The 20,620-nt window shown below is 44.6% G+C and carries 21 protein-coding genes; 7 read left to right on the top strand and 14 right to left on the bottom strand.

Annotated elements, in window-relative coordinates; translation table 11 throughout:
* Window positions 1-4: 4 nt before the first annotated feature.
* Window positions 5-1,324: a GntP family permease gene (locus tag RBB12_RS06955; protein WP_306013122.1), complete on the bottom strand. Its 1,320-nt coding sequence runs from the start codon at window positions 1,322-1,324 to the stop codon at window positions 5-7.
* A gap of 57 nt (window positions 1,325-1,381) precedes the next feature.
* Here RBB12_RS06955 and RBB12_RS06950 point away from each other — a divergent pair, with 57 nt between their 5' ends.
* On the top strand, window positions 1,382-1,618 hold the full coding sequence (locus RBB12_RS06950) for a DUF6095 family protein (protein WP_306013123.1): 237 nt from the start codon (window positions 1,382-1,384) through the stop codon (window positions 1,616-1,618).
* Here the strand turns inward: RBB12_RS06950 and RBB12_RS06945 are convergent.
* Entirely contained in the window at window positions 1,615-2,334 is a 720-nt protein-coding gene (locus RBB12_RS06945) for a DUF4294 domain-containing protein (RefSeq protein WP_306013124.1), read from the bottom strand. The two genes, RBB12_RS06950 and RBB12_RS06945, sit on opposite strands and share 4 nt — an antisense overlap.
* A gap of 102 nt (window positions 2,335-2,436) precedes the next feature.
* Between RBB12_RS06945 and RBB12_RS06940 the strand changes: the two genes are divergently transcribed.
* Together RBB12_RS06940 and RBB12_RS06935 are read left to right on the top strand one after the other, a co-directional pair.
* Window positions 2,437-3,525 carry a M42 family metallopeptidase gene (locus RBB12_RS06940; protein WP_306013125.1) on the top strand — a complete coding sequence of 363 codons (1,089 nt, stop codon included), beginning with the start codon at window positions 2,437-2,439 and terminating at the stop codon, window positions 3,523-3,525.
* 82 nt (window positions 3,526-3,607) lie between these two features.
* Window positions 3,608-4,156, top strand: a complete 549-nt coding sequence (locus RBB12_RS06935; RefSeq protein ID WP_306013126.1) for an NUDIX hydrolase — start codon at window positions 3,608-3,610, stop codon at window positions 4,154-4,156.
* Here RBB12_RS06935 and hisS read toward each other — a convergent pair.
* Window positions 4,140-5,528 (bottom strand): histidine--tRNA ligase, encoded by a 1,389-nt coding sequence (hisS, locus tag RBB12_RS06930; protein ID WP_306013127.1) that lies wholly within the window; start codon window positions 5,526-5,528, stop codon window positions 4,140-4,142. The genes RBB12_RS06935 and hisS overlap by 17 nt on opposite strands.
* Before the next feature lie 139 nt (window positions 5,529-5,667).
* Window positions 5,668-6,141 (bottom strand): DUF6495 family protein, encoded by a 474-nt coding sequence (locus RBB12_RS06925; protein WP_306013128.1) that lies wholly within the window; start codon window positions 6,139-6,141, stop codon window positions 5,668-5,670.
* Between the two features lie 170 nt (window positions 6,142-6,311).
* Between RBB12_RS06925 and RBB12_RS06920 the strand changes: the two genes are divergently transcribed.
* Window positions 6,312-6,776: a DUF4168 domain-containing protein gene (locus RBB12_RS06920; RefSeq protein WP_306013129.1), complete on the top strand. Its 465-nt coding sequence runs from the start codon at window positions 6,312-6,314 to the stop codon at window positions 6,774-6,776.
* A 76-nt stretch (window positions 6,777-6,852) separates the two neighbouring features.
* Here RBB12_RS06920 and rplI read toward each other — a convergent pair whose 3' ends face one another.
* The 3 genes from rplI to rpsF are packed head-to-tail and all read right to left on the bottom strand — an operon-like array spanning window position 6,853 to window position 7,957.
* Window positions 6,853-7,305 (bottom strand): 50S ribosomal protein L9, encoded by a 453-nt coding sequence (gene rplI / locus RBB12_RS06915; protein WP_179383957.1) that lies wholly within the window; start codon window positions 7,303-7,305, stop codon window positions 6,853-6,855.
* Between the two features lie 13 nt (window positions 7,306-7,318).
* The gene (gene rpsR / locus RBB12_RS06910) at window positions 7,319-7,615 is read right to left on the bottom strand and encodes a 30S ribosomal protein S18 (RefSeq protein WP_014031368.1); all 297 of its coding nucleotides are present in this window, start codon (window positions 7,613-7,615) and stop codon (window positions 7,319-7,321) included.
* A 3-nt stretch (window positions 7,616-7,618) separates the two neighbouring features.
* The gene (gene rpsF, locus RBB12_RS06905; RefSeq protein WP_014031369.1) at window positions 7,619-7,957 is read right to left on the bottom strand and encodes a 30S ribosomal protein S6; all 339 of its coding nucleotides are present in this window, start codon (window positions 7,955-7,957) and stop codon (window positions 7,619-7,621) included.
* Between the two features lie 236 nt (window positions 7,958-8,193).
* Between rpsF and RBB12_RS06900 the strand changes: the two genes are divergently transcribed.
* Window positions 8,194-8,886, top strand: a complete 693-nt coding sequence (locus RBB12_RS06900; protein WP_100818563.1) for a LytR/AlgR family response regulator transcription factor — start codon at window positions 8,194-8,196, stop codon at window positions 8,884-8,886.
* Here the strand turns inward: RBB12_RS06900 and priA are convergent, their stop codons facing one another.
* The 5 genes from priA to RBB12_RS06875 form a co-directional block, all read right to left on the bottom strand.
* Entirely contained in the window at window positions 8,887-11,343 is a 2,457-nt protein-coding gene (priA, locus tag RBB12_RS06895) for a primosomal protein N' (RefSeq protein ID WP_306013130.1), read from the bottom strand.
* Window positions 11,344-11,345: 2 nt separating this feature from the next.
* Window positions 11,346-11,795 (bottom strand): DUF2147 domain-containing protein, encoded by a 450-nt coding sequence (locus RBB12_RS06890; protein ID WP_179383960.1) that lies wholly within the window; start codon window positions 11,793-11,795, stop codon window positions 11,346-11,348.
* On the bottom strand, window positions 11,770-12,750 hold the full coding sequence (locus RBB12_RS06885) for a YihY/virulence factor BrkB family protein (RefSeq protein ID WP_306013131.1): 981 nt from the start codon (window positions 12,748-12,750) through the stop codon (window positions 11,770-11,772). The genes RBB12_RS06890 and RBB12_RS06885 overlap by 26 nt, the downstream gene beginning before the upstream one ends.
* The gene (nadC, locus tag RBB12_RS06880; protein WP_306013132.1) at window positions 12,751-13,608 is read right to left on the bottom strand and encodes a carboxylating nicotinate-nucleotide diphosphorylase; all 858 of its coding nucleotides are present in this window, start codon (window positions 13,606-13,608) and stop codon (window positions 12,751-12,753) included. It abuts the gene before it with no gap.
* 312 nt (window positions 13,609-13,920) lie between these two features.
* Entirely contained in the window at window positions 13,921-16,422 is a 2,502-nt protein-coding gene (locus RBB12_RS06875; protein WP_306013133.1) for a BspA family leucine-rich repeat surface protein, read from the bottom strand.
* 252 nt (window positions 16,423-16,674) lie between these two features.
* Between RBB12_RS06875 and rlmH the strand changes: the two genes are divergently transcribed.
* Window positions 16,675-17,148: a 23S rRNA (pseudouridine(1915)-N(3))-methyltransferase RlmH gene (gene rlmH, locus RBB12_RS06870; protein WP_306013134.1), complete on the top strand. Its 474-nt coding sequence runs from the start codon at window positions 16,675-16,677 to the stop codon at window positions 17,146-17,148.
* Window positions 17,149-17,229: 81 nt separating this feature from the next.
* On the opposite strand, the gene serA is transcribed toward rlmH, so the two are convergent.
* Together serA and RBB12_RS06860 are read right to left on the bottom strand one after the other, a co-directional pair.
* Window positions 17,230-19,122, bottom strand: a complete 1,893-nt coding sequence (gene serA / locus RBB12_RS06865; protein ID WP_306013135.1) for a phosphoglycerate dehydrogenase — start codon at window positions 19,120-19,122, stop codon at window positions 17,230-17,232.
* Window positions 19,123-19,507: 385 nt separating this feature from the next.
* The gene (locus RBB12_RS06860) at window positions 19,508-19,960 is read right to left on the bottom strand and encodes a methyltransferase family protein (protein WP_306013136.1); all 453 of its coding nucleotides are present in this window, start codon (window positions 19,958-19,960) and stop codon (window positions 19,508-19,510) included.
* A gap of 58 nt (window positions 19,961-20,018) precedes the next feature.
* On the opposite strand from RBB12_RS06860, the gene RBB12_RS06855 reads away from it, so the two are divergent.
* Complete coding sequence (locus RBB12_RS06855; protein ID WP_306013465.1) at window positions 20,019-20,600, top strand: non-canonical purine NTP diphosphatase; 582 nt, start codon at window positions 20,019-20,021, stop codon at window positions 20,598-20,600.
* Window positions 20,601-20,620 lie beyond the last annotated feature (20 nt).

Here is a 20,620-nt window from a genome sequence, read left to right as displayed (position 1 = left end):
ATCTTTACACTACGGCATAAAGGAATAGAATCACCAAAAGTCCAATTGTACCCTGAACCAAGGTACCAAGGGTGTGACCCTTAAGTGCAGTCTTTACTTTCATGTGGGAAAATTGGGAAACCACCCAAAAATAGCTGTCATTGATGTGTGAAACGGTCATGGCGCCCGCACCAATTGCCAAAACCGCCAAAGCCTTGTCCGTAATCGAAATCAAACCAAAAGTTTCCAACAAGGGTGCAATAATGGCTGAAGTGGTAATAATCGCTACCGTTGAAGAACCTTGGGCCGTTTTGAGCACCGCAGCGATAACGAAAGCTATCAAAAGTCCACCAACGCCTGTGCTGGACTCCAAATTGATGATAGAAGCAATATCCATGGTTCGCAGAATGGCTCCAAAAGCCCCTCCCGCCCCTGTGATCAACACAATGGCACCCGCTTTCATGAACGCTTCGGAAACCCATCCTTTTTTATCTTCTTGTGGTACCTTTCTACCCAATGAAAAAGCAAAAAAGACACCAATCAACAAAGCTATTACCGGACTGCCCAAAAAGTTGAACATTTGAAACAGCCATCCTTCACCCAAAGGGTGTGTCGGGTAATCCACGATGGATTTCATGGCTATCAATACAATCGGTACCAACAATGGCAAAAAAGCCTGGTAGGGCTTTACGGTGGCTAAAACCTCTTCCTTTTGCTCCATGGTTTTGGTACTATCATCTTCTTGAAGGGATTTCCCGATGAACCGGGCCCAAAAATAACCTGAAATGGAAACAGGTATGGCCACCAAAAGTCCAAAAATGAGCACCATGCCCAAATCAGCCTCCAAAATAGCGGCTGCTGCCAACGGTCCAGGGGTCGGAGGCACAAACACATGGGCGGAATACAAGCCCGTGGCCAAGGCAATGGCAAACACTAGGGCAGGTATACCCGTCTTTTTGCTGATGGCCTTGTTCAAGGAAGAAAGTATGATGTATCCTGAATCACAATATACAGGGATGGAAATAACAAATCCAGCCAGATTGATTGCCAAAGGGGAGCGTTTTAATCCGATTACCTTTAAAATACTATTGGCCAAGACTTGGGTGCTTCCCGTCTTTTCTAAATAAATTCCGATGACCGTTCCAAAAGCGATGACCAGACCTATGCCCGAAAGCGTGTTGCCGAAACCTTCCGCCATGGTGGTCATGATGTGTTGTGGGGCAAGGCCCAGTAAAAAACCAGAAGCCACTGCTGCAATGGTCAACGAAAAGATGGGGTGCATCTTAAATTTTACGGTGGCCACAATGATAAATAGGACCACTACCCCAAGAACTAGCATTTCCATGGTTGATTTTTAGTGCAATACCCGCTAAATATAAGCTAATATTCCTACTTTGGTCCCATGAGGCATACGAACAAGGAACTTCTGGTAAAAGGTATCAAATCATTTGGGTTTACGGTCGTAGCCATGTTTATGGGACCGTTTCTTATCTACCAAGCGTTTAAAAATGAGGGGCACCTGTTTTATTGGCCCGTACTCATCTTGGGCATTGCGTGCGCTATATTGGCCATTTATTTAGGCTTTCGCTCCGTAAAGATTGTTATGGACGCCGTTTTTGGAGAAAAGACCAAGGATTAGTCGTTCGTCTTTTGAGGCGTATTTTTCCACTTATTGGTCAGTTGGGCATAATCGTAGTCCAATACCGATTTTTGACGCTCCAAGCGACTGGCAGCAAAGGCACGCTGTAAAATGTCCTCTATCAAATAGTCCTCATGCACCTCTTCGGGCTTAAACTCTTCCTTTAAACTGATCTTGAACAGACTGGCCGTGGTATTGTACCAAAATGCACGCCACCCACTGCGGAGGTCCTTCACCAAATCAAAAGCGGTGGTACCTGTTTGCCTATGGATCAATTTGACCAAAATCTGTCCTTCGGTTCGGGTCAATTTTTTCAGCTCTTCTGAGAATTCCCCCTCAATATATTTTTGCACCTTTCGGGTATATCGCCTTTGGTGCCTTCTTTTTTTGATGAGCTCAAGACTATCGTTCAGTTCCACTAAGCGCTCTGCAGCCAATTTGGCGTAGGGATACACCTTCAAGGTTTTTCTTCGTAGAATGTAATACCGTAGTTTGTCCTGTTGGCTGGCAAAGTCCAATTGTCCGAAAAGATAGACTTCGTCCAGTTCAATGGAGCTCATCAAAATAGAATCTCCCTCAAACCTCACATAATAGTCCTCGATGGAATCTTGGGCAATGGAATCCCGCGGGTAAACCAGCGAATCCTTTTGCGGTTCCTGGGTAAACCCAACGGCAGCAATTGCCAAAAATACAAGCAGAAGAGTGTTACGTAACATCACAATTCTTTCTCAATAGTCCTGCCAAAAGTAAGGATAAAGGTATGATTTGGCTATTAAATAAAAGTGAATATTAGTATGTTTGTGTACTAAATCAGATACATGGCAAAAGAGAAAATCATCAACGAAAAATCGCTTGAATTTTTAGAAAGATATTTGAACAACGCCTCGCCCACGGGCTATGAGCTCGCCGGACAAAAAATTTGGATGGACTATGTGAGGCCCTATGTGGATGAGTTTATTACCGACACTTACGGCACGGCGGTAGGTGTTATCAATCCAAATGCCAAATATAGAGTTGTCATCGAAGGCCACTCCGATGAAATTTCGTGGTATGTCAACTATATCACAGATGAAGGATTGCTCTACGTTATCCGAAACGGGGGTAGCGACCACCAGATCGCTCCATCGAAATGGGTGAATATCCATACCAAAAATGGTATTGTAAAAGGAGTTTTTGGATGGCCCGCCATCCACACCAGAAACAAGGAGAAAGAGGAACCGCCAAAGTTGGACAACATCTTCATTGATATTGGTGCAAAGGACAAGAAAGAGGTCGAGGAAATGGGCGTTCACGTAGGATGCGTCATCACTTACCCTGACCAGTTCGAAATTTTGAACAAGGACAAGTTTGTTTGTAGGGCCTTGGACAACCGTATGGGCGGATACATGATTGCAGAGGTGGCCCGCTTGCTCAAAGAGAATAAAAAAGAGCTTCCCTTTGGCTTGTACATCACCAATTCGGTACAAGAAGAGATTGGGCTCCGTGGTGCGGAAATGATCACACAGACCATTAAACCGAATGTGGCCATTGTAACGGATGTGTGCCACGACACCACCACCCCAATGATTGATAAAAAGACGGAAGGCGAGACCAAAATCGGCGACGGTCCGGTAATAGCTTATGCCCCTGCGGTACAAAACAAATTGCGCGAGCGTATTTTGGAGACTGCGGAAGCCCATAGGATTCCGTTCCAGCGCAATGCATCTTCCAGATACACGGGAACTGATACCGATGCCTTTGCTTATAGCAATGGTGGTGTGGCCTCGGCTTTGATTTCGTTGCCGTTGCGCTACATGCACACCACGGTAGAAACGGTTCATAAGGATGATGTGGAGAATGTGATCCGGTTGATTTATGAAACTTTATTGAACATTAAGGAAGGGGAAACCTTTAGTTATTTTGATTAACTGAGCCAGTTTCTTAATGGAACCTATTAAATTAAGTCATCTCGAAGCAGCTTCGGGGTGACTTTTTTTTATCTTTATGTACATGGACGAGAAGGTGGACATATTGGACGATGAGGGAAAACCAACGGGCAAATCCTGTTTAAAATCGGAAGCACACGGCAAGGGATGGTTGCACCCTACGGTCCATATTTGGTTGTATACCGCAGACGGTCGGGTTCTAATTCAACAACGTGGCAAAAATAAGGCTACCCATCCTTTGCTTTGGGATGTTTCGGTAGCAGGGCATGTGGCATCTGGAGAGCCAATCGTTACTGCGGCAATACGTGAGGTCGAGGAAGAAGTAGGCTATCAAATTACGGAAGAGGATTTGGAAGCCATCGGTACTTTTAAGGCCATCCATAAGATTGCAGAGGATTTTATCGATGCGGAACTCCATCATATCTTTTTGTGTGAGATTGAGACGCCTTTCAAAAATCTAACCAAACAGGAAAGTGAAGTGGAAGCACTGGATTTGATTCCGCTTTTCAGGTTTGCCGAAGAAACATGGGGTCTCGCCAATACGGGCAAGTACGTGCCGCACGGCCCTACCTATTACAAAAAAATCATACAGGCTATTAAAGCTCGGACCTGAGCTGCTCTACAAAAGCTTCGACACTATCCAACGCATACGATTTTTGGTCTCCGGTCTTCATATTTTTAACCACAAACTTGCCATCAGTCAGTTCTTGGTCACCTAAAAGAATGGTATAAGGCACTCCCCTTTTATCCGCATATTTGAATTGCTTTTGCACTTTGGTGTCCGTAGGGTACAAATCGGCCCGGAGCCCGTGTTTGCGAAGTCCTGACACCAATTGCAAGGCTGCCCTTCCCTCCTTTTCACCAAAGTTGAGGCAAAGTACGTCCAATGATGTATCCAAGCTATTAGGAAACAGGTTCAATTCTTCCAAAACCAGATAGATACGATCCAATCCGAAGGAAATCCCCACACCGCTCACATCTTTCAGTCCAAAAATACCCGTAAGATCGTCGTAGCGACCACCACCACCAATAGAGCCCATTTGGACACCTTCTGGGGCGGCCACCTCAAAAATGGCCCCGGTATAGTAGTTGAGTCCGCGGGCAAGGGTAACGTCCAATTGAAGCGTGGCCGATTGTAATCCCAACATATCAACCGTAGCAATGATTTCTTCCAATTCGGAAACCCCCAACATACCCACTTCGGAGTCGGCTAGGATAATTTTAAGCTGTTCCAACTGTTCGGAAGCCGTTCCTGTCATCTTGAACAAAGGCTGTGCCTTGGTAATGGCTGCCTCGGAGATGCCTTTTTCCATCATCTCGGCCTTTACTTTCTCCTCTCCTATCTTGTCCAACTTATCCAAGGCCACGGTAAAATCGACCAGCAACTGTTGTGCGCCAATCACCTCGGCGATACCCGATAGAATTTTGCGGTTATTGATTTTGATGGTTGTCCCTTTTAGCCCCAAGTCTGTAAAAACGGCATCGTAGAGCTGTACAAACTCCACTTCCTGCAATAACGAATTTGCCCCGACCACATCGGCATCGCATTGGTAAAACTCACGGAAACGCCCTTTTTGGGGACGGTCAGCACGCCATACCGGCTGAATTTGATATCGTTTGAACGGAAAATCGATTTCGTTTTGGTGCATCACTACGTAACGGGCGAATGGCACGGTAAGGTCGTAGCGCAGGGCTTTTTCTGAAATTTTGGGCGTTAAGGAAGCAGAATCTTTGGAACTGTAGGTCACATCGTCCACCTTGGAGATAAAATCGCCCGAATTCAGGATTTTAAAGATTAAACGGTCGCCTTCGTCCCCATACTTTCCCATAAGTGTCTCCGAATTCTCAAAAGACGGGGTCTCGATGGGTTGAAAACCAAAGGTTTCAAAATGCTTTTTAATGGTTTGGATGATATAGTTGCGCTTGGCCACCTCGGCGGGTGAAAAATCGCGGGTTCCTTTAGGTATGGATGGTTTTTTTGCCATGTGATCTTACATTCTCGTGCAAATATACGCTTGACGGTAGAATGGTGGAAAGCTAAAGGACAAAAGATTCCAGGATGCCTTTACGCTTTCAGATTGATAAATGGTTGAATTCCTGAATTTCTTGCTTCCAACGTCCAAATCAGTGCTCCATAATCTGCTCAAACCACTGGTACAGCTCTCCTTTGGTGATGACCGCCCCTTGTTTAATGAGTTCAAATTTATCGACATTCTTGTCCTCGCCATAAGCCTTGGAAGCCGATAGGTATTCCACAAAATCCGATTGATAGTTCCGTTTGAACCAACCAAAGCCCACTTCGGTCCTTAAATCGATTTCAGGATTCAGGATTTTAACGGAAAGTAATTTCATCTCCTTTTCCGTCAAATGAAAGAGGTGCATGTGCCTTTCAGAAATATTCTCCAAGTATTCTACCCTGTTCAGCACACCTTCCCAAATCAGATCGCTAAACACATCGATTTCCTCCTCAGCCACTTCGGGCTTTTCCTTTTTAAGGGTATCCCACTCTTCTGCCGTAATGGATTGTGTCGCCAAAAAGTTGATGAATTCCGGATGGAGCTCTTCCAATTGCTCCTTGGTCAATCTTCTGTACTTCATGCGGCAAAAATATAAAAGGCTAGGCAGAACCACCCTGTTTTTACCCCAAGAATACGGTCAAAAAGCAGTTTGCACCGGAGTTCTTTAAGTTTACCTTAACCTACGAGGTTTGGCAAGCCCTTTTAATTATTGTAGTTTCGGAGATTCACATGTAATAAAAAGAAGATAGCATGACATTTTTGAAATCAATGAAAACGTTTGTGGTGGGTGTGGCCATTATGGGTGCCACTGCCTTTTCACAAATTACGGCACAAGAACAAGTAGAGGTAAGCGATGCGGAACTGAATAAAATTGCCGCTGCATTCCAAGATATCCAAAAGGTGAACATGGAGGCCCAACAACAGGTTATGGCAACCGTAAAGGAGAGCGGTTTCGACCCAAATCGCTTCAATGAAATGTACCAAGCCTCAGCTTCCGCAGAACAAACGGTGGAGGCAAGTGATGAGGAGAAACAACGCTTTGGTGAGGTGATGGGTAAAATTCAGCAAATGCAAACGGGTTTCATGAAACAAATCCAAGAAATCATCAGCAAGGAAGGTTTAACCATGGAACGCTACGAAAAAATAGCGATGGCCCTACAAACGGATGCCGATCTACAGGGTAGACTACGGGCTGCTATGGAGCAAAAGCCCTAAGATTATTTAATAATAAGAACATAAAAAAAGCCCTTTGAGAAATCAAAGGGCTTTTTTGTATATGTTATGGTGTGGATTATTTAGCTTCCGCAACCACTTCAAAAGGGAATTCTACTACAACTTCCCTGTGCAATCTGATAATGGCCTCGTAAGGACCGGTTCTTTTGATAGCTCCACCTTTAATGTTGATGAATTTTCTATCAATCTGGTGTCCTTCTTTGTCCAAGGCAGCAGCAAGGTCGATATTGGTCACCGAACCGAACAATTTATCACCGGCACCTGCCTTGGCAGTAATGCGGATTTCCAATTGTTTCAACGCATCGGCCACTTTTTGGGCCTCGTCAATGACTTTCTTCTCCTTGTGAGCTCTTTGCTTAAGGTTCTCGGCCAAAACTTTTTTGGCAGATGGAGTGGCCAAATCGGCCAACCCTTGAGGGATTAGGAAGTTTCTGCCGTAACCGTTCTTTACGGTAACGATATCATCCTTAAATCCCAAATCCTGTACATCTTCTTTTAGAATAAGTTCCATTCTCTGGTGTTTTTTATTTCAACATATCGCCAACGTACGGCATTAAGGCTAGGTGACGGGCACGCTTTACGGCCTGAGCCACTTTTCTTTGGTATTTCAAGGAAGTACCGGTAAGTCTTCTAGGAAGCAATTTTCCTTGTTCGTTTACCAACTTCATCAAGAAATCCGGATCTTTGTAATCGATATACTTGATACCTGATTTCTTGAACCTACAATACTTCTTCTGCTTGCTGGTCTCAATGTTCAGCGGGGTCAAATATCTGATTTCCCCGTCTTTTTTCGATTTTGCTTGTTGCTCGATAGATGCCATACCCTATGCCTTTGCTTTTAGTTTGTTTCTTCTTTTTTCCGCCCAAGCAATTGCGTGCTTGTCCAATTTAACGGTCAAAAAACGCATGATGCGCTCGTCTCTTCTGAATTCAAGCTCATATGGGCCAATAGCCTCACCTGGAGCCTGGAATTCGAACAAGTGGTAAAATCCACTTTTCTTGTGCTGAATGGGATAGGCCAACTTTTTAAGTCCCCAATCTTCCTTGGAGACCATTTTGGCACCATTCTTAATCAAGAAATCTTCAAATTTCTTGACTGTTTCCTCTATCTGGGTCTCAGACAGAACGGGATTCAAAATGAAAACAGTTTCGTAATGGTTCATTATAATATATTTTTAAAGGAGCGCAAAATTAATAATAATTCCTTCGCCCTGCAAGAAAAGTAAAAAAACTTCGTTAAAGTAACAGAGTTATCAACAGTGAAAAACCCAATAAACCTAAATAACACTTATGGCAATTTACACAACAAAATAGACCATGTTTACATCTTTTGTTGCCCGTAAGCGGGTTTTTTATGTACTTTGCCCATGATTTAAAACCCTACAAATCACCCCATTCTATGAAATTAAAAAGTATAATTGTAGACGATTCCTCGATGCAGCGCATGGCCGTTGCAAAGTTGGTCAACAATCATCCACACCTCGCCTTGGTTGCTGAGTACAGCAATGCCATTGAAGCCAAAAATGGCCTTAAGAACCATGAAATCGACCTTATCTTTTTAGATGTTGAAATGCCCATCATCAGCGGTTTTGACCTTTTGGAGGCCCTAGAGAACCCACCACAGGTCATCCTTATTACTGGAAAACCTGATTATGCACTTAAAGCATTTGACTACGATGTAACCGATTACCTTCACAAACCCATCACCCTAGCGCGTTTTGAAGCCTCCGTAAAAAGAGCTGTTGCCAAATACGAGCAAATGAACCGTGTTGATGAGGACGAAGAGCACATCTTTGTAAAGAGTAACCTTAAAAAGCGTAAGGTTATCTTAAACGACATAAAATGGATAGAAGCATTGGGAGATTACATCAAATTGGTGACCGACGAAGCCAATATCGTAATCCTATCCACCATGAAATCTTTTGAAAAGCAATTGCCTGCCGAAAAATTTCTACGTATCCATAAATCTTATATTGTGAATCTGGAGAAGATTGAGAAATTCAACAGCAAAAATGTTGAAGTAGGGGGCAGACAGATTCCTTTGAGTAGAAACAAGAAAACAGAACTAGCCGAAGCGCTGGCCAATGTATAATTAGATGTGGTCCACATTGTAGACCAATCGTACACTTTTATACTTAGAAATAGCATTAAAGGATTTTTCGATTCTTTTAATGCTATTTTTTGTTTGGGCCAAGGGCTGTTTTCTCGGCACCTTGATCAATATATTTTTGAGATAATCCCTTCGGATTCGGGATACCGGTGGGTATTCAGGGCCAAGAATATTCGTGCCGAGCACATTCCGCAACGACCCCGCCATCCAGTCCGCCGCCTCGTTCAATTTATTGAAATCTTTATCCTTTAAGGTGATTTTGATCAACCGCACCAAAGGGGGATATTTAAACTGCTCCCTTTCATAGAATTGCTCCTTGAACATGCTATCGTAGCTGTTCGTAGTCACCTGTTGCAATATTTGATGGTACGGATTGTACGTTTGAATGAGGACCTTGCCCCGTTTTTGGGTGCGCCCTGCCCTGCCCGCTACCTGCGTGAGCATTTGAAAACTGCGTTCATGCGCCCGGTAATCGGGGAAATTGAGCATGGAATCAGCATTCATGATGCCCACCAAGCTCACATTTCTGAAATCCAGCCCCTTGGTTACCATTTGGGTACCGACCAAAATGTCCATTTCCTGATTTTCAAAAGATGAAATGATTTTATCATAAGCATATTTTCCTCGGGTAGTGTCCAAATCCATCCGCCCCACCGAAACATCGGGGAACAACTGTCCCAATTCCTGCTGAATCTGTTCCGTACCAAAACCTTTGTTGTCCAGAGTAGGGCTCCCACAAGCCAAACAGGCCTGCTGCAACGCCATGTGATACCCACAATAATGGCAACGCAATTGGTTCCTGTGCTGATGATAAGTTAAACTGACATCGCAATTTGGGCATTGGGCCACATGTCCGCAGGTGGTACATTCCACCACTGGGGCAAAACCCCTTCGATTCTGAAAAAGTATGATTTGCTCCCCCTCCTCCAAGGCTTCGGTCATCGCCTTGATCAAAATTTCGGAAAAGTGTCCTTTCATACGCCGTTTACGGGTCGCTTCCTTGATATCCACCAAATTGATTTCCGGCATCAGCACCTCGCCAAACCGATGGGCAATGGAAGCGTAGCCATATTTTTTCGTCTTGGCGTTGTACATACTTTCAATGCTTGGCGTAGCGGAACCCAGAACAATGTGGGCCTTGTGCATGGAAGCCAAAACCACGGCCGCATCCCGTGCGTGGTAACGTGGTGCTGGGTCGAATTGTTTAAAAGAGGTTTCATGTTCCTCATCCACCACCACCAACCCCAATTGGGTAAACGGAAGGAAAAGCGACGAACGTGCACCAATGACAATCTGGGCTTTCTCGGCATTCTTCAGCACATTATTCCACACCTCTACCCTTTCGTGAATGCTGTATTTGGAATGATAAACGGATACTTGATGTCCAAAATAATGTCGCAACCTATTGATCAATTGGGAGGTCAGAGCAATTTCTGGAAGCAGATACAAGGCCTGTTTGCCCTCTTCCAAGCATTTCTGAATCAATTTGACGTACACCTCGGTCTTTCCAGAGGAGGTGACCCCGTGTAACAATACTGGTTTTTGCTCTTCAAAACCGTGATGGATATCCTCCAACGCCTGTTGTTGGTGCTCATTTAAAAGAACCTGTTCGGAAGCATTAGAACGCTCATCAAAATCCACCCGATCTTTTCGGATGTGGTACTCCTCCAAAATACCTTTATCAACAAGTGCCTTGATCACGGCCCTTGAGGCCCTGCTTTCTTTTTCGAGTTCGGCAACGGGTATGGGTTTGGAGCTTTTGGCCCTTAGTTGGAACAAGGAAAGTACAACCTGACTTTGTTTCGGGGCCCTTGTGAGTTCGTTGAGCAATGCTGAAAGTTCCGCTTCGCCCTCGTACTGCTCAGAGAGTTTTACATAGCGGACCAATTTGGGCTTGTATTGCTCGTAGAGTTCCTCCTTTTGGACCACCACGCCTTTATACACCAAGGTATTGATGAGCTTCAACACGTGCTTTTTGTCCACAATATCACTGACCTCAGCTACTTTTAATGCGGTTTGATGTTGTAATGCCTCATACACCAAAAACTCATCATCGTTGAGTTCCTGCTCATCCACTTCGGCATTTTTGTTGGGCAGAATCAAGGTTTCGCTCTCCAGCATAAAGGCACTGGGCAAAGCAGTCCGAATCACCTCTCCCAAGGTGCACATATAGTACTTTGCCACCCATTCCCAATGCCTGAGCTGCACTGGTGTGACCACCGGGTGTTCGTCCAAAATCTGATAAATCTCCTTGGGTTCGTAGGCTTCGGGAGCATTTTGGTGGATGCGGTAGGCCAAAGCCGTATAAATCTTGGATTTCCCGAAGGGTACGGCCACACGCATACCTTCCTGTAAAAAATCCGTTTCAGCTTTTGAAATTTTATACGTGAAGAGTTTCTCCAGGGGAATGGGCAAAACAACCTCCAAAAAATAATCCATATCTAGTTCTCTATCACCCGGTGCCATGTTTGGGTTCGATACAAAAAGGCGAGATAGCCCCGTACTTTGAGACGGTTAGCGTTTTCCTCGTCCAACCATACCCGACCCCTAAAGGTCATGGCCTGTTCTGGATCAAAGAGTTTGTCGCCTTTGTAGATCCCATCTTTCTTTTCCTCAAAATCCTCCATGATCTTCATGCCGAGGATTGGCTTATTTTTTCGTTCTCCCTCACATTTGGTACATACCGCACCTTTTTTTCCTTCCTGCAAAATCTTCACCACCTTGGCATGCAACAAACCACCGTCCTTGTATATTTCGATGATTGCTTTTTCGGTACCATCACGGTCGTCAATGGTTTTCCACTTGCCAAAAACGGTCTGGGCAAAGGTGATTTGACCCATCAGAAAACATAGGGCGAAAACCCATTTACGCATCATTCTTCTGTTTTTCATGCCTTTTTTTAAGGGAATTTAGGGTTGCGTTGAGCTCAAAGCCCAACAATAAAATGTTTGAATTTAACCAAATAAACACCATTAGGATCAATAATCCTCCCAAAGCGCCATAAAGTTCATTGTATCGGGCAAATTCGTCCACATAAATACCGAAAAGATAAGAGGTGAGCAAGAACAAGAGGGTGGTCATCAAGGCACCGGCGGAGAAGAATCGCGCCTTACGCCCTTCTGCGGTTCCAAAATAGTACAGTATGGCCGTGGTGATGTAGGACAAAAACAAAAAGAACAGGACTTTGGCTATCTGAATGCCTACCGTATCGCCTTTTTCCACATCGTACCCCAAGGTTTTGCCCAAATATTCACTGGTGTATTCCACGATATAAAATTCAAAATAGACGAAGGCAACGGCTCCCACAATCAATAAAATGGAAAGAATGAGCCCCACCATGAGCGCATAGGCATACTGACGGAAAAAGTTACGGGTCAGTTCGACATGATAGGAGTTCTCAAAACCCCCAAAAATGGCATTTACGCCGTTGGCCACCAGAAAAATGGACAAAATAAAGGCGGAGGACAACAATCCCCCTTGCTTTTGGTCCTTGATCTGCTGATAGATTTCCCCAAAATAATCACTGGTTGCGGAAGGGAGAAAGGACTCCAGAAAATCCAAAAATTGGGCATCAAAATTCTCGTTGCCCACACTCACGTAGGGTATGATGAACGGAATCAGTGTCAATAAGAAAATAAGCAATGGGAAAAGGGCCAAAAACAGGCTGAACGCAATGGAACTTGCCCGTGAGGACAGGGTTCCTTTAACGATACCCACCAAATACATTTCGATCAAGTCATACAAAGAGAGTCCTTCAAAAGCTTTGAGCTTTATCTTTTTCAATATCCGGACCATCCAATTGATGACGGGTATCTTTTCCAACTGCTCTTCGATGGCTGCTGACATTTAAACGGCTTTTAAGCTTAAATCCATATTGTAAACGGAATGGGTAAGTGCTCCTGAAGAAATATAGTTGACACCACATTCGGCATAGGTCCTGATGGTTTCCTCGGTGATTCCACCGGAGGATTCCGTAAGGCACTTCTCCCCTATCCGTTTGACCGCTTCTCGGGTGTCATCGTAGTCAAAATTGTCCAAGAGAATGCGATAGACCCCATCGGATTGCAGGATTTCGTCCACCTCATCCAAATTCCGGGCCTCCACGATAATCTTTAATTCCTTCCCATGCTCCTTCAAATAATCCTTTGTTTTTTGGATGGCCTTGGTGATGCCCCCCGCAAAGTCGATATGGTTGTCCTTGAGCATGATCATATCGTAAAGGGCAAACCGATGGTTTTCACCACCGCCGATGGTAACGGCCCATTTTTCGAGGGCACGAATCCCGGGCGTGGTTTTACGGGTGTCCAAGATTTTGGTCTTCGTACCGTCCAACAGGGAGACAAAATCCTGCGTCTTGGTGGCGATGGCACTCATGCGCTGCATGGCATTGAGCACCAAACGTTCGGCCTTTAGAATGCTTTGCGAGCTGCCCTCCACATAAAAAACGACATCGCCGTATTTTACAGGGGACCCATCCTCCATCAAAATCTCCATTTGGAGCTGGGGGTCCACGTATTGAAAGACCTGTTTGGCAAAGGCCACTCCGGCAATAATGCCCTCATCCTTGACCAAAAGTTTAGCCTTTCCCTGCGCCGATACGGGAATACAGGCCAAGGAACTGTGGTCGCCATCGCCAACATCTTCCCTAACGGCATTGGCAATAATCAAATCCAGTTCGTGTTGAAATTGTGCTTCGGAAATCATCCACTTGGGGTTTTCACGAAAATAGTAAAAACATTGCTGTTGGTATACAATTATGTCGTGGAGTTATTCCGAAAAATAGTGCCTGTTGCGGATGGGGTTTTGGTTGTGGGTTGAGGGTTAAGGGTTAAGGGTTAAGGGTTAAGGGTTAAGGGTTAAGGGTTAAGGGTTATAAGTTGCTGTTTGTTTGGTAAACAGGGTTATCATCGTTTTGTAGCGAAAGAATCGAAGATTTTAAAACAAGTTTGGGGCAAGCCACTGGAAAACGAGAGCAAATTTTCCTGTGGTTGCCCCTTTATTTTAAAGCTGAATTATTTATGGGCAATTAATATCATATTGAAAACCTGTAATATTCCAACCGTAATCAACACTCATAAGAACAGATAATGCATAATCACCTTGTTCCCCACAAAGCGGAACACCTTCCATTCCCAATGCTATATTGAAGGGTCCCTCATTGAACTGTACAAAGTCTGCCCATCCTGCTAAAGTGGCATTGGCGTTGGTATTGGACATGCCGGAGTAATTAAACATACTACCCATATAGATACTGCTGATACTGCTAATGTTCCATCCACCTAAATTTTGATCGAAGGAAGAAGCATTTAAAAACATTGATGACATTGTGGTTACGTTAATAGTATTCCAACTGCTAATATCTTGATTGAAGGAAGTTGCATCCCTAAACATACTTTTCATATCAGTTACGTTATCCGTTTTCCACAAACTCAAATCTTGATTGAAATCTACTGCTCCATAAAACATGGAGTTCATACTCGTTACATTAAGTGTGTTCCAGTTTCCGATATCCTGGTTGAATATCATCGGATTATCCGTAATTTCTTTAGCAAACATATGGGCCATGGATTTCACATTCATGGTATTCCAATCCCCTATATACTGGTTAAAAGATGTCGCCGCAACGAACATGCCACCCATATTAGTCACATTCTCCGTATTCCAATTGCTTATATTACCATTAAAAGAATCAGCCGAACGGAACATGAGATGCATACTGGTTACATTACCAGTATCCCAATCATTCAAGTCTTGGTTAAAAGAATCCGCATTAATAAACATCCCTTCCATAGTAATGATGTTGCTGACATCCCATTGGCCAATATCCCCATTGAAAAGTTTAGCGCTGTTAAACATTCCTTGCATACTTGTAGTCTCAGATAAATCAGGTTTATCGGTTGCACTAAAGCCAACCAAATTGTCACAATCATAGAAAGCTGATCTCATAGTTTGCCATTTTTGTGTGCCCCATTGTTTTACATCCAACAAGGCATCCACATTGCTTTTATCAAGATCTAGTGTGTAAAAAGCTGGAAAATCCCCTTTTATAGCGACTAGATAAGTGCCCTCCTCCGTATACATGTGTACAGGAGATTTTTGGACGAGATGTTCTATAGTACCATCCCCCCAATCAATTATATAATCATAGTTGTAATCCATAAGTCTAGCTCTAAAAGCGGTTATTTGTTGACCCGCCAACACGTGCCATTCTGTAATAAATGAAGCGGGATCATCGAACAGACTCACACCCTCTTCCACATCAGTTACGGTTATGGTTATAGCCAGCGCTACCGTTTCATTGGTGCCGTCGCTAACCCCAATGGTGAGTATATGTTCAGCTTTGGTCTCAAAATCCAAAGTCTTGTCCGTTGCCAAGGATAGTTCGCCTGCTTCGGTGATCTCAAAGAGCCCGTCCAGATCTTCCATGATACTAAAGGTTAAGGCATCGTTTTCAGGGTCGATGGCCTCTACGGTTCCGATAATTTCGGTGTCCGCAATGTCCTCCGCTACTTCAAAGCTTTGGGGTTCTGCCGTGGGAGCTTCGTTCACATCGCCCACCGTGATGGTGATGATTGCTTGGACGAATCCATTGCCGTCGTTGGCGCTTACGGTAATGGTATGCTCCTGCTCGGTCTCAAAATCCAAGTTCTTGCCTTCCATCAAGGAGAGTTCGCCCGCTTCGGTGATCTCAAATAGCTCGTCCAGGTCTTCCACTATGGCAAAAGTTATGTTTTCCTCCTCAGGGTCGCTGGCCAGCACGGTACCAATGACATCGGCATCGGTGATGTCCTCATTGGCTTCAAACGATTGTACCTCCATAACGGGCAATTTGTTTTCCGGGTCGGACTGCACCACCTTTATGGTGATGGCTGCCTGTACCGAACTATTGCCATCGGTTACCTGTACCGTTACCATGTGCTCTGTTTTGGTTGCAAAATCCAAGGCTTTGCCTTCCAAAAGGGAGAGTTCCCCTGCTGTGGTGATCTCAAAGAGTGCGTCCGCATCCTCGGCGATGCTAAACGTAAGTTCATCCTCTTCGGGGTCGTTGGCCGTTACCGTGCCTATGACCTGCGTATCGGGAATGTTCTCCGAGGCGGTAAAGGTCTGCGGTTCTAGGGTAGGCGGCAGGTTTTCGGGGTCCACTTGGGTCACGTTGATGGTCATCTGGGCCTTGGCCTCATCGGTGCCATCAGTCACCGCTACGGTAATGGTGTGCTTGGTCTTGTTCTCGTAGCTTAGGGATTTGCCCGTTGCCAGGCTCAGACCGCCGGCTTTGGTGATCTCAAAAAGTTCGTTGTCGTTCTGTGCAATGGAGAAGGTGAGTTCGTCATCCTTGTCTGCATCGGTGGCCTTTACGGTACCGATGAGTTGGGCATCGGAGATGTTCTCGGGCACGGGAAAGGTCTGCGCCGCAATGCTGGGCGCATTGTTCTGGGGCGGTGGTGGTGCATCGTCCTTGCCGCAGCTCCAGGATAGGATAAGGCTCAAAAGGGCCAAAAAGTAGGTCTTGTTGTTCATTTTTGGGTAGGTATTTGTTAAATAGGAACAATGTCGTCAATTCCAACGGGTTTTTAGGGCACGATCTGACGGATGCCCTTTCCGATCTGACGGATGTGGGTTTTGATCTGACGGATGGGGTTTTGGTTGTGGGTTGTGGGTTGCGGGTTACGGGTTAAGGGTTGAGGGTTGAGGGTTGAGGGTTCAGAATCCAGAAACAGCTAACTTTCTTGGCAAACTTCAGTTTGTTGCCAGAAAAATCTATTTTTGGGCATGCAGATTACCTTGATGGCCATTGGCAAAACCGACAAAACTGAACTTGAAGCACTTATCTCCGTTTATGAAAAACGGTTGAAGCACTATATCAAGTTTCAAATGGAGATGATTCCTGATATTAAAAACCGGAAGAACCTTTCGGAAGCCCAACAGAAGGAAAAGGAAGGGGAATTGATCTTGGCGCAACTGCAACCCACGGATACGTTGGTGCTATTGGACGAAAAGGGAAAGCAGTACAGCTCTATGGATTTTGCTCAATTCCTACAAAAAAAGATGAACAGTGGTATCAAAAATCTGGTTCTGGCCATTGGTGGACCTTATGGGTTCAGTGAAGCCGTTTATGCAAAGAGTTCCGGCAAAATTAGCCTTTCCAAAATGACCTTTTCCCACCAAATGGTGCGCTTGTTCATCGTAGAGCAGATCTATAGAGGGTTCACGATTTTACGAAACGAACCGTATCATCATCAATGAGATAATTGGAGGCAAGAGTCAAGAACCAGGACCAAAACAGTCCTTGTTCCTGTTTCTTGAAGCGCAGCGGTCTTCCTTCTGTTAATAAAGTACCCTAAACTTAATGGTATTCTCGATTTTCTTCAGCGCTTTGATCACGTCTTTGTCGTACTCCTTGTCCAAATCAGTAATCACGTAGCCCACCTCGCTGTCGGTAGATAGGTACTGACCTGAAATATTGAGTCCATACTGTGCCAATATCTCGTTGATTTTGGCCATGATGCCCGGTACATTGCGGTGAATGTGCAAAAAGCGGTGCGATTTGTTCTGTTTGGGCAATCGGATATTAGGGAAGTTCACGGCATCCACCGTATTTCCTGTATTGATGTAATCCATGATTTTGTTCGGCACAAACTCTGCTATGTCGCGCTGCGCCTCTTCGGTACTTCCACCAATGTGAGGAGTCAAAATCACGTTGGGCAATCCCTGTAATGGGGTTTCAAAGGCTCCATTGCTTTTTGGCTCGGACGGGTAGACATCGATGGCCGCTCCACCTAATTTGCCACTTTTTAAAGCATTGGTCAAAGCATCAATATCCACCACAAAGCCTCTAGAAAGGTTAATGAGCTTGGCACCATCCTTCATTTGGTTGATTTCTCGCTCGCCAATGAAATTTTTGTTGGCTTTATTATCGTCCACATGCAAGGTCACTACATCGGAAACATTCAACAAATCCTCCAAAGTGTCACATTTTACGGCATTTCCCAAGGCCAATTGGTCATTTACATCATAATAGTAAACTTTCATCCCCATAGCTTCGGCCAAAACGGACATTTGCTTCCCGATGTTTCCGTAGCCTACAATACCCAAATTCTTTCCACGTACTTCTTGCGAACCAGCGGCGGTCTTGTTCCATTCGCCATTGTGGATTTCGGTACTGCGCGGAAAAATGCTTCGCATGAGCATAATGATCTGCCCTACGGCCAATTCCACCACGGAACGGGTGTTACTGTAAGGTGCATTAAAGACCACTACGCCTTTCTTTTTGCTGTATTCCAAATCAATTTGGGTGGTTCCGATACAAAAGGCACCTACAACCAATAGTTTATCTGCAGCATCCAACACTTTTTGGGTCACCTGCGTTTTGGAACGGATGCCCAGCACATGGACTCCCTTGATTCGCTCAATGAGTTCGTCCTCGGAAAGGCTGGTCTTGATCAACTCCACAGAGAACCCTTCTTCCGAAAGGTTTTCGAAGGCTGCAGGGTGGACATTTTCCAATAAAAGGATCTTGATTCTGTTCTTGGGGTATGATAAGTTTCTTGGCAAATCGTTCACAAATAAAAATTCATCTAGGTTCGGTGCAACGTGGTCGGCATTGTTGGCCGCCTTTTCCCGATGCACATTTTCAGTGTAGGCGAAAAATTTATGGGCAATTCCGGCCTCGCGCATCACATAATCGCTGTAGCCGTCGCCAATGACCTGGACCTCGCCATCCAAATCCAGATTCTTTAAACATTCAATTTTCCCATTATGGGACGCCAAAACATTGGTTTCGTCAAAACCGGTAATATTACCTTCGGCATCAAAAGTAAAGGTATTGGCGTACACCCTTTCGGAGGGGATATTGTATTCCTCCACAATGGGGTCGATAAATTCCTTGAAACCACAGGAGATCACATAAATATCTTCCGCATACTCGTGGAAAAACTCCTTGTTGGCCTCGATGGATTTGGAAATTTTTTGACGGAGTTCCTTTACCAAATCCTCTAAATCACTTTTGTTCGCGCTGAGCAAACGGATCCTTCGCTCCAGGGATTCGGTGAACGAAATGTCTCCATCAATCCCCAAATTGGTGATTTTTTGGATTTCCGATACAATTTCGTCCCTTTTTGGATTGCCTTGCAGGGTCATTTCCGCCAAAACATCCAATGCTTCAACACGGGTAAGCGTGCTATCAAAATCGAACACATATTTGCGTCCAGTGTGTACCATGGGGTCGCTTCAAAAAATTAAAGGGTAAAATTAAACATTAATTCCATCCTTATAATCGGAACGGATCAAAAACCTTACACATTTGCGGATAAATCAAAAATCCACTGCGATTTGTTCGAAATGGCACCCAAATCCTACTTTTTTGCAAGTTGGAACCATTAAGGAATCAAACTCAAGTGCAAGTACAAGTTCAAATGAAAGGCCTTTTTCCAATTCAATAACTCAAGAAATTGCACTAATGCTCACGAATTAATTTAGGAAATGGACCATTGTACGCCTAGATTTTTGAACTTATCTACTGTCAAATACCTCCTGTTTACTGCTTACTGCTTACTGCTTACTGCCCCCTGTCTCCTGTCTCCTGTCTCCTGTCGTCCAAAATCTATTAAAACCACCGCCGCGTCAGCTTGCAATAGATGGTATATTCCTGACCAAACTGTTTTTTGAGGGCTTCCTCCTCGGGTTTTATCTGAAAATGGTTCAAGTAGGAAACAAAACCTGCTGCCACCAAAGTGTTGAAGGCATTGCCCAGCTTTAGGCCAAAGGCCAACAAGAACAACAGCATTCCCAAGTACATCGGGTTCCGTGTAAAGTTATAGATGCCATTGGTGACCAACTTTCTGCTTTTATCCAAGTGCAATGGGTCCGTTGTGGTCTTATTGATGAAAAACTGTACCACGGAAATTAAGATCACCACTAGCCCAAGACCGAACAAGAACAGCATCAAAAATCGTCTTCCGAAAAAATCGAATTCACCGACGGGCAAAAAACGGTCCAAAACATACATCAAGCCTCCAAAAATCAACATCACCAACGCAGGTGGTACTTTCAATTGCATAACTATGGGTTAAAACCCGAAATTACTACTTTTGAAACTCACACAGAACCCTTTTATATTGAAACTCGTTTTTGCCACCCATAATGACCATAAGTTGAAGGAAGTGCAGCAACTTCTGCCAGACACCATTGAAATTTTATCGTTAAAGGATATCAATTGTGTGGAGGAAATCCCCGAAACGGGCGATACGTTGGAGGAAAACGCCAAAATAAAGGCCGATTATGTGACCCAAACCTTTGGTTTGGACTGTTTTTCCGACGACACCGGTTTATTGGTCGATGCCCTGAACGGAGCGCCCGGTGTGTATTCCGCCAGATATGCCGGTGGGCAGAAAAGTGCTTCGGACAATATGGAAAAACTACTATCCGAACTGAAAGGTGCAACTGATCGCTCAGCGCACTTTAAAACGGTGGTCCATCTCAATCTCAATGGAGAGAGTTATACGTTTGAGGGCATCGTGGAAGGCCAAATTACCCCGGAAAAGTATGGAGAGGGCGGTTTTGGCTACGACCCCATTTTTAAGCCCAACGGATACGACAACACCTTTGGCGAACTGCCTTCCGCCGTTAAAAATGCCATAAGTCATCGGGGACGGGCCATTGAAAAATTGGTGGAATTCCTAAAAAAGAAGGCACAGTAGCTTGCACCGATCAAAATAAG

The sequence above is a fragment of the Allomuricauda sp. MMSF_3307 genome (assembly GCF_030733585.1).
Lineage (GTDB): Bacteria > Bacteroidota > Bacteroidia > Flavobacteriales > Flavobacteriaceae > Flagellimonas.
This window is presented reverse-complemented; position numbering and strand designations above follow the sequence as displayed.

Bases quoted from the DNA above. Each gene is read 5' to 3' on its own strand.
- RBB12_RS06955 (WP_306013122.1), bottom strand. From the start codon at position 1,324: ATGGAAATGCTAGTTCTTGGGGTAGTGGTCCTATTTATCATTGTGGCC.
- RBB12_RS06950 (WP_306013123.1), top strand. From the start codon at position 1,382: ATGAGGCATACGAACAAGGAACTTCTGGTAAAAGGTATCAAATCATTT.
- RBB12_RS06945 (WP_306013124.1), bottom strand. From the start codon at position 2,334: ATGTTACGTAACACTCTTCTGCTTGTATTTTTGGCAATTGCTGCCGTT.
- RBB12_RS06940 (WP_306013125.1), top strand. From the start codon at position 2,437: ATGGCAAAAGAGAAAATCATCAACGAAAAATCGCTTGAATTTTTAGAA.
- RBB12_RS06935 (WP_306013126.1), top strand. From the start codon at position 3,608: ATGGACGAGAAGGTGGACATATTGGACGATGAGGGAAAACCAACGGGC.
- hisS (WP_306013127.1), bottom strand. From the start codon at position 5,528: ATGGCAAAAAAACCATCCATACCTAAAGGAACCCGCGATTTTTCACCC.
- RBB12_RS06925 (WP_306013128.1), bottom strand. From the start codon at position 6,141: ATGAAGTACAGAAGATTGACCAAGGAGCAATTGGAAGAGCTCCATCCG.
- RBB12_RS06920 (WP_306013129.1), top strand. From the start codon at position 6,312: ATGACATTTTTGAAATCAATGAAAACGTTTGTGGTGGGTGTGGCCATT.
- rplI (WP_179383957.1), bottom strand. From the start codon at position 7,305: ATGGAACTTATTCTAAAAGAAGATGTACAGGATTTGGGATTTAAGGAT.
- rpsR (WP_014031368.1), bottom strand. From the start codon at position 7,615: ATGGCATCTATCGAGCAACAAGCAAAATCGAAAAAAGACGGGGAAATC.
- rpsF (WP_014031369.1), bottom strand. From the start codon at position 7,957: ATGAACCATTACGAAACTGTTTTCATTTTGAATCCCGTTCTGTCTGAG.
- RBB12_RS06900 (WP_100818563.1), top strand. From the start codon at position 8,194: ATGAAATTAAAAAGTATAATTGTAGACGATTCCTCGATGCAGCGCATG.
- priA (WP_306013130.1), bottom strand. From the start codon at position 11,343: ATGGATTATTTTTTGGAGGTTGTTTTGCCCATTCCCCTGGAGAAACTC.
- RBB12_RS06890 (WP_179383960.1), bottom strand. From the start codon at position 11,795: ATGAAAAACAGAAGAATGATGCGTAAATGGGTTTTCGCCCTATGTTTT.
- RBB12_RS06885 (WP_306013131.1), bottom strand. From the start codon at position 12,750: ATGTCAGCAGCCATCGAAGAGCAGTTGGAAAAGATACCCGTCATCAAT.
- nadC (WP_306013132.1), bottom strand. From the start codon at position 13,608: ATGATTTCCGAAGCACAATTTCAACACGAACTGGATTTGATTATTGCC.
- RBB12_RS06875 (WP_306013133.1), bottom strand. From the start codon at position 16,422: ATGAACAACAAGACCTACTTTTTGGCCCTTTTGAGCCTTATCCTATCC.
- rlmH (WP_306013134.1), top strand. From the start codon at position 16,675: ATGCAGATTACCTTGATGGCCATTGGCAAAACCGACAAAACTGAACTT.
- serA (WP_306013135.1), bottom strand. From the start codon at position 19,122: ATGGTACACACTGGACGCAAATATGTGTTCGATTTTGATAGCACGCTT.
- RBB12_RS06860 (WP_306013136.1), bottom strand. From the start codon at position 19,960: ATGCAATTGAAAGTACCACCTGCGTTGGTGATGTTGATTTTTGGAGGC.